Origin of the sequence: Shimia sp. R9_2, assembly GCF_017743735.1 — a bacterium.
In the GTDB taxonomy this organism is placed as follows: domain Bacteria; phylum Pseudomonadota; class Alphaproteobacteria; order Rhodobacterales; family Rhodobacteraceae; genus Shimia.
In genome coordinates this window covers 99,934-111,163 of record NZ_JAGHRO010000009.1, presented here as the reverse complement: position 1 = coordinate 111,163, position 11,230 = coordinate 99,934, and the positions used below count along the sequence as shown (strand labels likewise).

Genomic DNA, 11,230 nt, shown 5'->3' with positions numbered 1-11,230 from the left:
ATCAATTTTATGCTAAGCAATGCACGCAACTTTCCTACAATAAAATTACGTTAAGCTGGTTAACGGCAGCCAATATCGACAAAGCATGTGGTTTAAACGTCACTATCCTTTCTTCATAATTGAAATATTACCAGAAAAATCAGGCGCAAATTGGGCGGCAATCTTAAATTAAATGGCCTTAGGCCAATTTTCCATCACTCTTGTAAGCCTCGATAATATCTGCAATTTCCCCTGCAATATCCTGCTTGGGTTGGAAATTGAGAATGCGATGCGCTTTTGAAATGTCATATGCGCGATTTTTGATAAAGAACCCGACGCGGCGTCGAAAAATCGGTGGCTCAATTCCCAGGGGCTTGCAGACAATTTCCGTGGCATGTGCCAAAAGCATCATAGGCCCAACCGGCACACGCAAACTTGGTTTGGGTTTGCCCAGCTGATCGGCGATCTCATTTGCGATATTGCGCAATGATACATATTCGCGCCCGCCAATCAGGAAAGCCTCATTGTTGACCTCGCTTTCCATCGCCTGCCGGAACGCCGCCGCCAGATCGCGCACATCAACCCAATGGTGAAGCGTGCCGCCATCTCCAACAAAGAAGAAACGCCCTTTTTGGATCATGCGGAACATTTTGAGCGTCCGGTCATCGCCTGGCCCCCAGATCATCGTCGGCCGCAACACCACGCCAGCCATACGACCATCCGCAAAATACTCTGACGCGATCTCCTCGCCCGCAAGTTTGGTTTCCTGATAAATGTCGCCGGGCTTGAAAGGATAGTCTTCGGTTGCCGGAGGGTGATCAATGTCACTGTGCACACCATTTGTGGAGCAATGAATGATGCGCGGCACCCCGGCCGCAATCGCCGCTTCAAAAATGCGCCGCGTGCCCTCGGCATTGATGTCATAGAAGGTCTCATCCGGCAGCCCTTCTTGCCGGAAAATACTCGCCAGATGATAGATGCCAGCCACCCCTTCCACGGCTGCAGGCAAGCTTTCGGGTTGCGCAAGATCCGCGACAACCACCTCATCGACCAGAGACTTTAGCGCCTCCGCCTGCGCGGGCTTGCGCACCATCGCCCGCACTTTGACGCCAGCGCCTTTCAGGTGCCGCACGAGGTGCTCCCCCACAAAACCCGCGGCACCTGTGACGAGATAAATTGGCTCCGAGCTCATAAATTCGCACTCCTAAAAATCATTTCTCAAAAGCAGATCCATAATATCTGCTCCAAAACTTAAACGACCTGCGGCGCAGTTTCGTGACATCTTGTCCTCAAATACGGAAAGCGGTCACGTTGTTGGCCGACAGAAAATCCTCCTCTCAATGTGTCCGAACTGTGGACGACGCGACACTCCACGGCACGGATTCACCAGACAGAATACGACCGGCCGCAGACGGATCACCAAAATTCGGAACCTTTCGACAGTCTTCCGGCAGCTCCATATGCGCTTTGTGCCGCCAACCAACCATCGCCATGCCCCGGCCGGTCTGCAGCGACACACTCAAATCCGCGCTCCGCGCCTCCTGCAGCAGACGCAGGATATTGCCATTGCGCGCGCCCGCCTCGTTTGTGACAAAAACCCCGACAGGATGGCAAAACACCACCAGACGGAAATCAGCATAGTCTCCAATCAACGGCCGTCCGGTGCGCCGATCTACCGAGAAAGGCGGCGCGTCAGGGCTCACACTGTAAAGCAGCTCGGAGAACCTGGGTTTGTTGTAAGCGAGGTCAAAGTCCCCCAGCCATTCCACAGCCCGCATCTCCTCGTCGGTGACAATCAAAGGATTGTCCGCCAGCCAGGGTGTCAAAAACGCCTCCGCGCCCTCCCACTGCCAGCGCGTCTTACCCAGCAGCATGTTCTCATCTTGGCCCAGGATCAGCTTGGCGCTGCGCGGCAGGGCAGGATTGGCAAAGATCAAAAAGCCTGCGCTGATCCCCAAAACCGCAAATGCCAGAGGCTTTTTCAGCACTGATGGCACAAAATTGCCCGACGCCTCCGTCGCGCTGGTCTTCAGGAAACGCCAAAAGACCGGCAGCACCGCCTGCAAGCCAATGCCCCACAAAACAAAGAAAAACGGCATCGTTGGATAGAGGTAGCGGATGTTTTTCAGACCGCCAAACGACTGCAGCAGAAAGGTGGTGACAAAAAGCGCCAGACAAAACGAGGCCGGCATAAAATTGGCCCGCAGCGCAATGATCGCAATCACCGGAAACAGCGTCCAGAAGGTCGGATAATTGTCGCGGAAATTGCGGTGATAAAACGTCGTATCATCCACATGCGGCCAAGGTTCCCAGTTGTAAGTGGTCCATAGCCAGTTGATTTCCTCCGACGCCACACCGCTGAGAAAGAAGATCGCCAGGCCAAGCACAATGGCACCATTGAGCCACCAAAGCATGGGGTAGCGTCGCAGCCAACCGGGCATAAAAACCACCAGCACCCACAGCAGGATCGCCCCGACGCCAAGCGCGGTCAGCATCTGCAAATCCAGCGCCACAAGGAACGCAATGGCCGCAGCAACCAACGCCGCCGCGCGCCAGATCACAGAAGTGATCTCGGTCAACGCGATGTAAACCAGCAACGCGCCCGCCACAAAAAGCACCCCTTGGGCGGAGTAGAACCGGATATACTGAGACACCTCGATGCCGTTGGGCCAAAACAGCAGAAAGCACAGCGCAATCAATGCCGCGACACGCCCGCTGACGTGGTAGGCCCAAGACACAATCAGCGCCACCAACAGCGCGCCCGGGATCACCGAGGGGATCAGCCGCGCCGAAAAGGCCGATTGCTCGCCAATCACGTCAAAACTGAAGGCAATAAACTGCGAGAACCGGGCGGCACGGTCATAGATCCCATCAAGCACCGTGAAGGTCTGATTTTCCTGCCAACTCACCGAGGGCAAATACTGATAAAGCTCATCATAGATCAGAGGATGGTTGATCAGCCCCACCCGGGTGAGCATCGCCATCACAAACGAAATCAGGCCAATTCCCAGAAGTCGCAGCAGGTGCGATTTGGTGTCATCCCGACCGGGCAGCGCAGTATTTTCTTCTAAACTTCCAAACACAATTCACTTCCTTGGATCGCCCAAGAAATTAACGGGCGACCAAATGCTTCGTCTTCAGGCGGCATCCCAATAACCGCACCCCCAAAAGAAATTCAGCAATATATAATCAGAATATTCGACCAAATATCATATGCATACATGTTGTTTTGTCTTTGGTTGATGATAGCCCGAGTGTTGCTTTCCCGCATGCAAAATTGCGTGAACACCCAAAATTACAATTCCGCTATCCCCCCAAATCATCTGACTGAATTCTGGATTTTCAATATTCAGACAGATGCCCTCTCAGGGACCACAACAGCCTTGTGCCCGCACATGCGTCGCCAACTCCTCAAAACAAAAACAAAATTGAACAAATGCAGAAAAATACACGTTAAAGAATATACTATTTCTTACCGTCTTCCCATCATTTTTGCCAGTCAAATATGGCGATCACCCGTGTTCGCGCATTTCATGCGTTGAAAAAACACCGCTGCACAAACTCTGCGCAAATTGACTTTTTCAGGCCTGTTTGAACGTCCCAACCGCTTCCAGAAGTGTCTCACGGCGCATCAAAATGGTGCCGCCAAGCCCCACCACAAGCAGCCCTCCGGCCAATAGAATTTCCACAACATGACCCGGCTCCCAGAGTGTCCGCAGCCCGATATGGGCGCAGACCAAACCCACAGAAAGCAAAAGCGGTGCAGCGATCGCATTGACGCAATCTGCCAGGCTGATCGGCACGATTTTCTGCGCCAAAATCCAACCACGCGGCACAATGACCAGCCCCCAGACCGTGATCACCGTCGCCACGCCGAGCACATCAGAAAATGCAGCGGCGCAGAGTACCATAACCGTATAGAGAACCGCGGATTCCGTCATAAGGCGCACATGCAAGTCGGTGCGATTGGTAGCCCGGAAAATGCAGGACAGCAAAACCACCGCAATCGCCTCAAATGTCAGCCCCGCAATCGAAAAGGCAAAAATCGGTGCAACCTGCGCCCAATCATCTGAGAGCGCCACGGTGAACACCGCCGTCCCCGCAGCCGCTGTCACGGCCAGGATGGGAAACAGAACCGTCGCCATCAGGTTCATCGCGCTGAGATAGATGTCGACCAGCCGCTTGGGATCATGCTGAGCCTTCGCCATGCGGACATAAACAATCGTGGACGCTGGCCCGACGAGGCCAAACTGCGGCAACTTGGAAAATCGGGCGCTCATGGAAAACAGACCCAAGGCCGCCTCCCCGTTGAACTTCCCGATGCTCATCACCGCAGACTGCGCTTTTACGGCTGAAATGGCCGACACAATCAAAGCATTTCGGGCAAACTCAAGGTGTGGCCTCACCAGAGCGGGGCGGAATACCCGCGTGGGGCGAAACTCGGACAGGTACAGAATACCGGCCAATCTGACCCCGGCCAGCGCCAGCTGTTGCGCGACAAGCGCCCAGACACCGGCGCCGAGCACCGCAAGTATCACAACCGCGCCAAGGCTGAACACCGTTGTGATGGTCTGTACCTTGGCAATGCCTGTGTAATTTTCCCGCCGCTCGATCTCCGCGTTGGGCGTGGCGGCAATGGCCTGCATCAGAGGCACCACCGACAGCGCCGCAATGATCTTCACCAGCTCCGGCTGCGCAAAGAATGACGCCCAAAGCGGCGCGGCCAGCAGGATGACAGCCATCAAACCGCCCCCCACCATCACAAGCAGCCAGAACACACTGACCCATTCGTCATGGTCATACTCCGGCGTCCGGATCAACGACCGCCCAAGCCCCGCATCGCTCAAAACGCTGCAAAAGACGATCAGCGACATCGCCATGGCAATCAGGGCAAACTCATCCACCGTGAGATAACGCGCCACCACCGGCAAAACCAAAATCTGCGACAACGCCAGAAACAGGCGCGCAGACACAAGGGAGCCGACGTTGACAAAAAATCCCTTGGTGGAATGGCCGGAGTTGCCGTTTTCAGAGCCCATGGCGGATCAGTCCAGTTTGATCACATCTGCCCAATCATAGACCAGGATCGCATCACTTGGGGTCGCTTTTGCCAACCATTCGTGCCGCGCGAAACTTGGCCAACATTGGGTTGTGTTTCGAAAGGCAACCGGCACATAGGCAGCCTGAAAATCCGCATCCGAATACAGCCCGTCAAAGGCGCTGTCCGCATGTGACCAGAACGCCAGCCCCTGATCTTTTGTGCAGGCCCGGTTGAAGGCGGCAAGCACGTCCGGTTGGTGCTTCCAGAATGTCGGCTTGTCAAAACTCGCGTGGTTGCGCATCCCGATCTTCACGGGATTGGCATGCGCCATCTCAACCCAGTTCAGCCCAAGCAGATCATAGATGTGCCCGTCATACGCCAGCGCAATGCCGCCCGCCGGACCCACGCCAATTGAGGGGCGCGGTTCCACCTCGTTGAGGAACGCACCAAAATCGAGCCCCTGCTCCACCAGCACATATTCTTTGCGGATATCAAAGCGTGATTGGTAGTATTGCCCCCACCCAATCAGCATGATGCCGAGCGCAGCAACCGCGCCGGCCACCTTCGCCGCACCGAGGGTTGTAGAGGGCATCCCAGCCCCCAAAGCAACCAGAAGCGCCAGCGCAACAGGCAGCAACGGGGCCACCGGCTGATAGAACCGCCAGAGCACAAAGTGATCGCCACCAAGCGCCGCATAGGTCATCAGCAGGCCAAATATGGCCGCAGCCGCAACGATCAGCGCGCGCGTGCCGGGGCGGCTGTGCCGCGCCTCAAACAGCGCCCAAAAGGTCAGCCCCAGCCAGATCATCACCAAAATATCCGTGAACGGGCTGCGCAGCAGGAAATCAAAGAGATATTTCATCCCGTCCGCCAGCCCCTGCAACCGATCAGAGGAAACCTTGGCATAAAAGGTGTTGGGAAACGGCTGGCCAAAATAGCTCAGCCGGAAAAAGGTGACCGCCACAAAAGAGCCGCCCGCCGCGAGGACAGACAGCCCCAGAACGCGCCAGGACCGCAGCGAGAGCAGAAAGCTCAAACAGATCAGCCCCACTGCCACCAAAATACCTTCAGGGCGCACCAAGGGCATCAATGCGGCTGCCAGAACCAGCGCCAGCCCGTTGCTGGGGCCAAAATCGTCCTCCACCCGCTTGGCCAGCAGAAACACCAGCCAGATCACCATCATCGACCACAGCGCCAGCTCCATCATGGTCCAGACCGACCACATGAAATACCCCGGGCTGGCCATCAGGAACAGCGCCATGGTCCACAGCGCCGGTCCGGTTGGCACGTCCAGCCAATCGGTCAGCGCCCGCACCAGACGCAGGGTGATATAGACCGCGCCAAGTGCAAACAGCGCACATAATCCGATGATCAGAAACTCCGGCGTGGGCGTCAGACTGTAGGCCACCGTCAGAATGCTCATCCACAGAAACGCGGTGGAACCTTCGACCTTTTCGCCGCCCACATTGTAAACATACCCCGCCCCATTGGCGACGTTTTCAGCATAGGATCGGGTGATCGCAGCATCATCAATGCCAATGAACGGCAGACCGCCAGACAGAAACCACGCCAGCGCCGCCCCGATGCAGGTCAGCCCGAGGGCCAGTATAAAATCTTGGAATTTATGTGGCTGATCCATTTGCCGTCCGATCTCTTCAAAATTTGGTCTTCATAAAAATACGTTCGGGCAGATGCGTGATCACGCCCATCAGCGCACGCCACCGCATGTCGTAATAGACAAGCTTGCCCTTCTCCATCGCCGCCACGACGCGCTCGGCAAACGGCTCTGCGTCGGTGGTCAGCGGTCCGGGCAGATCCATCCCCTCCGTCATCGCGGTGCGCACAAAGCCCGGCTTCACCGTCATCACATGCAGCGCGCTGGCCGCATATTTCTGCCGCAGGCCGGAAAGATAGGCCGCAAACCCCGCCTTGGCGGAGCCATAGACGTAGTTTTTGGCGCGCCCGCGATCACCGGCAACAGAGCCTATGCCAACAATATGCCCGCCCCGCCCTGAAGCGGACATCTGCGTCGCCACCCGCTCCAGAAACAGGCATGGCGCGAGGAAATTGCTCTCAACAATCAGCTTGGTCGCCGCGCTGTCCCCCGCATCCGCCTCCTGGTCGCCCAGAACACCGATGGCGCAGACCACGATGCCCGGCTTCATCGGCAGGCTTTCAAGAAAGCTCTGATGCCCCGCCACATCCAGCACATCAAAATCATGCGCGGACACCTCCACGCTGTGCCGGATAGAGATATCGGAGACATCCGCCTCCAGCCGCTGCGCATTGCGCGCGGCCAGCATAATGGGATGCCCACGCTTGGCCAGCGCGACGGCAATGCCACGGGCGATGCCGGACCGGGCACCAAGGATCAATGCGGGAGTGTCGGCAGGTGTCACAGGTTCAGCCTCTGGGATTGCATAGATTGAAATAGCCCGCGCGCACCGGATTGGGCGCGCAGGTCACGAAACGCAGGCAAGCCCTCGGCATATCCTGCCTCAAGCATCGGCTGGCTCATGCGGCTGTCCTTCGCCATGTAAAGACGCCCGCCATGGTCCGTTGTAATCTCATCAAGCGCGGTCATCAGGGTCAGCGCGCGCGGCGACAGCTGGAAATCAAGCGCCAGCGTGTAGCCTTCCATCGGAAACGACAGAGGCCGCTGCGGCGCGCCGGGGCCAAAGCGTTTCAGCACTGCAAGGAAAGAGCCAAGCCCCGCATCGGAAATCGCGGTCAACAGCTTGGTCAGCCCGGCCTCAGACTCCGCCAGCGGCAGCGCACATTGATACTGCGCAAACCCGCCGCGCCCATAAAGCCGGTTCCACTCAAGGATCGCATCCAGCGGATAGAAATACCGGTCATAGTCAACGAGCTGCGGTGCGAGATTTTGAGAATTCTTCTTGTGATAGAGCCGGTTGAAGGCACGAATGGTGTAGGTGTTCAGCGCCCAGGAGGGCGCATCCATCGGCATCCGTTGCTTCTTGCGCAAGGGAATATCAAATGGCAGATCCCGCTGGGCCGCAGCCAATTCCTCAGGCGCGGCATGCTCTCCCAGAAACACCAGCGAGCGCCCGCGATGCGCACCTTTGGCCAAACAGTCGATCCAGGCCACAGAATAGGTCACATCGTTGTGGGTCTCAAAAATCTCAATCGCGTCAGCGAGGTTTTCCGCCACATGGGTGGTCTGCCGCACCCAACCCGAAGGGATCGACAGCAGCTTGGTGCACACCGTCAGGATATGCCCCGTCAAGCCATTGCCGCCAATCGTGGCATGAAACAGCGCGGTGTTCTCCTCAGGCGAACAGCGTCGGATCTGCCCGTCCGCGCAATAAAGATCAAACCACAGAACGTGATCGCCAAAGCTGCCCACCTTGTGGTGGTTCTTGCCGTGCGCATCCACCGCGATCAGCCCCGCCAGCGAGACAAATTTTGTCCCCGGCGTCACCGCAGGAAACCAGCCGCGCGGTACAAACACGTCCAGAATTTCGGTGAGGCTCAAGCCCGCTTCGGCCACAAGCGTGCCGGTGTCTTCATCAAAAGACAGGATCCGATTGCGCGCTGTGCCCAGCAATGTGAGGTCCGGGTTCATGGCAATATCGCCATAAGAGCGGCCAAAGCCGCGCGCGATCATGCCCTTGCCCGCAGCCACTGGCAGCGCGTCAAACCCTGCCGGATCAAGCGGCGCCGTCGCGCACTTGCGCTGCGGCCAGCGTCCCCAGCCTGAGAGCGTCTGCGTCTTGATCATGCATGCCCCCCAACGCCAGCCGCAGGGGTAAACACAAACCGCTTGTCCAGATGATACTTGCAGAAATAGCCGATGCTCAAACCCAGCACAGCGCCCACTTCGCGCATCAAATCGGTCTGCCAGACCAGCCAGAACCCATACTCCGAGCCCCAGAAAATCACCGTCGTGATCACCCCCATCAGGGTGTAGAGGCCAAATTTCCGGCTCTGCGCCTCCTTGGAGACATCAAAAAAGATCCAGCGCTTGTCGAGGTGAAACTTCACCACCAGCCCCACAACCGTGCCGACAAAAATCGCCAGCGGAACCCCAAAACTGCCTTCATATAGCGCCAGGGACAAGCGCTGCGTCAGCAGGTTCGCGATGGTCGCCACCACCGCAAACGCGCTGTAGCGGGTGACAAGTTGCGTCAGTGTCATAGCTGCGCACTCGCCAGAAACACCGCGCCGCAGGCGGCAAAGACAATCAGGCTCACCTTATCTTTGAGAGCAAAAACAATGGGATCGTCATCCATCTCTCCGCGATAGGAGATGATGGCCACGCGATTGATCCAATAAAGCAGCATCATGCACACCAACCAAAGAAGCTTTGGTTCCGAGTATAGGCTCGCCACATTGGAGTTGGAGACATAAAGCGCCAGGATCACCACCGAACAATAGCCGGAAGCCAACATCGCCCCCAGCACCACAGGCAAATCGCCCACGCTGTATCCGCGCCCATCGGTGCTGTCCAAATCCCGCGCTTCCAGATCCTTGAGCTCGGAAATCCGCTTCACCGCAGCCAGCGCAAGGAAGACAAACATCGAGAACGCCAGAAGCCACTCAGACAGCGGGATGCCACTGGCCGCGCCACCGGCCACGATCCGGATCGTGTAAAGCGCACCAAGGGTCCAGATATCAATCATCAGCTTGCGCTTGAGCACCAGAGAATAGGCAAAGGTCAGCGCCACATAGCCTACCAGAACCAATGCAAAGGCCGATGGCAGGAAGGCCGCAATCACCATCGCCGTCAGAAACAGCCCCGCCGAATGCACAACCCCATGGGCGACCGGAATGGTACCCGCCGCAAACGGGCGTTTGCATTTGCGCGGGTGTTGCCGGTCCACGTGCAAGTCGAGCATATCATTGATCAAATAGATGCTGGAGGCCGCGAGACTAAAGGCACAAAAGGCAAAAAACGACGGCAGCAGCATCGACATCTCATGCGCGGCCAGCGCAGGTACAAACACCAAAAGGTTCTTCAGCCACTGATGCGGCCGCATCGCTTTGAGGTAATGGCGCGCTTTGCGCGTCGCGCTTTCATCACTATTCCTGTCCAAATGGGTGACCTCGACATCCATCGCATCCACACGCGCACGCACCGCCGGCTTGGCCCCGATGGTGATTGCCTTGCGCGCCTTGGGCCAAACCTCAAGGTCGGCGCTGGAATCCCCGATATAATCAAAGCCCCGCTCGCCAAACCGATCCACAAGCCATTGCGCCTTGGCGCTGCCTGCAAGATTGCGCTGCGCATCCGAGCCAATCGCCTCGTCAAACAGCTCCAGCTGATCCCCGATCAGACTCACCTGTCTGTGGTTTGAGGCCGACACCAGCAGCACCTGCCGCCCACTCTCTTTGGCCGCAGAAATCTGCGCCAACACATCCTCACGCAGCGGCACGCTGTCGGCATCAACCACCATTTCGGCGGCCAGCTTGTCTTTGAACTGCGCTTTCCCCGCAAACAGCCAAGAGACAATCTGAGGCAATTTTGCAGGCTGCTTTGCAATCAACAGCAAAAGCGCTTCGTGCATCGTATCTGATTTGGTCAGCGTGCCGTCCAAATCAACGACCAACGGTATGTCCACAGTATCAGACATGTCAAATTCAAGAGCGTCCGCAGATCCGCGCTGTGCTCCTATCGTCGTCATAATTTAATCCAAAACCAAAAAAGTCTAAAATCTAAAAGTAGGAAACCCCAAGCTCTATTCTAAACCAAGCGATAGCTGTTCAAGAAAGCGTAACTTGGCTCTCAGAGTTGCCAAAATATCGATTTGCGCAATATCCAGTCATTTAAAAACGCCGCAGAGCGGCAAATGGCCCGCCATCCACAGAAAGTTGGCACAGAAATACGCACCAGCCCTCACCCAAAATGGTTCGAAGCACTGACCAATAATACGCGTGTATTCATGTCCCCGTTTTTAGGCGTTCCTATGCGGCCATCCGCACGCACATCACAGCCGAATTATTCGATTTTTTTGCGGCATCGCATCAAAAAGCGCGCTATCGATTTGTGGCTCAATTCCACAATCAGCGACAGCGTCCTACTTGGGCCGCCCTGCGGCCGATTTCGACAAAAAATTTAGGCTGCTGGCAATCAAGTTTTTGACAGGCCGAGAAAAAGTACCGTCAACACCCATGGGTGGGCCTCATAAATTAGAGAATCAATACTCTAATATTTAGCCCAAGCCTTGTGATCGGCCTAGCTTTATCCTG

Annotated in this window: 8 protein-coding genes; all 8 read right to left on the bottom strand. The window is 56.5% G+C overall.

Annotation, left to right across the window (positions count from 1 at the left end; translation table 11 throughout):
* Positions 1-178: 178 nt before the first annotated feature.
* Positions 179-1,171: an NAD-dependent epimerase/dehydratase family protein gene (locus J7400_RS18200; RefSeq protein ID WP_209065521.1), complete on the bottom strand. Its 993-nt coding sequence runs from the start codon at positions 1,169-1,171 to the stop codon at positions 179-181.
* Positions 1,172-1,316: 145 nt separating this feature from the next.
* The gene (locus J7400_RS18195; protein WP_209065520.1) at positions 1,317-3,062 is read right to left on the bottom strand and encodes a hypothetical protein; all 1,746 of its coding nucleotides are present in this window, start codon (positions 3,060-3,062) and stop codon (positions 1,317-1,319) included.
* A 498-nt stretch (positions 3,063-3,560) separates the two neighbouring features.
* Positions 3,561-5,018: an oligosaccharide flippase family protein gene (locus J7400_RS18190; protein WP_209065519.1), complete on the bottom strand. Its 1,458-nt coding sequence runs from the start codon at positions 5,016-5,018 to the stop codon at positions 3,561-3,563.
* Between the two features lie 6 nt (positions 5,019-5,024).
* Positions 5,025-6,659, bottom strand: a complete 1,635-nt coding sequence (locus tag J7400_RS18185) for a hypothetical protein (protein WP_209065518.1) — start codon at positions 6,657-6,659, stop codon at positions 5,025-5,027.
* Positions 6,660-6,675: 16 nt separating this feature from the next.
* A complete protein-coding gene (locus J7400_RS18180; protein WP_209065517.1) occupies positions 6,676-7,419 on the bottom strand; it encodes an SDR family oxidoreductase in 744 nt (247 codons plus the stop codon).
* Positions 7,416-8,762, bottom strand: a complete 1,347-nt coding sequence (locus J7400_RS18175) for an FAD-binding oxidoreductase (protein WP_209065516.1) — start codon at positions 8,760-8,762, stop codon at positions 7,416-7,418. The genes J7400_RS18180 and J7400_RS18175 overlap by 4 nt, the downstream gene beginning before the upstream one ends.
* Entirely contained in the window at positions 8,759-9,178 is a 420-nt protein-coding gene (locus J7400_RS18170; RefSeq protein ID WP_209065515.1) for a GtrA family protein, read from the bottom strand. The genes J7400_RS18175 and J7400_RS18170 overlap by 4 nt, the downstream gene beginning before the upstream one ends.
* Positions 9,175-10,665: a UbiA family prenyltransferase gene (locus J7400_RS18165; RefSeq protein WP_209065514.1), complete on the bottom strand. Its 1,491-nt coding sequence runs from the start codon at positions 10,663-10,665 to the stop codon at positions 9,175-9,177. Before J7400_RS18165 ends, J7400_RS18170 begins: the two co-directional genes overlap by 4 nt.
* Positions 10,666-11,230 lie beyond the last annotated feature (565 nt).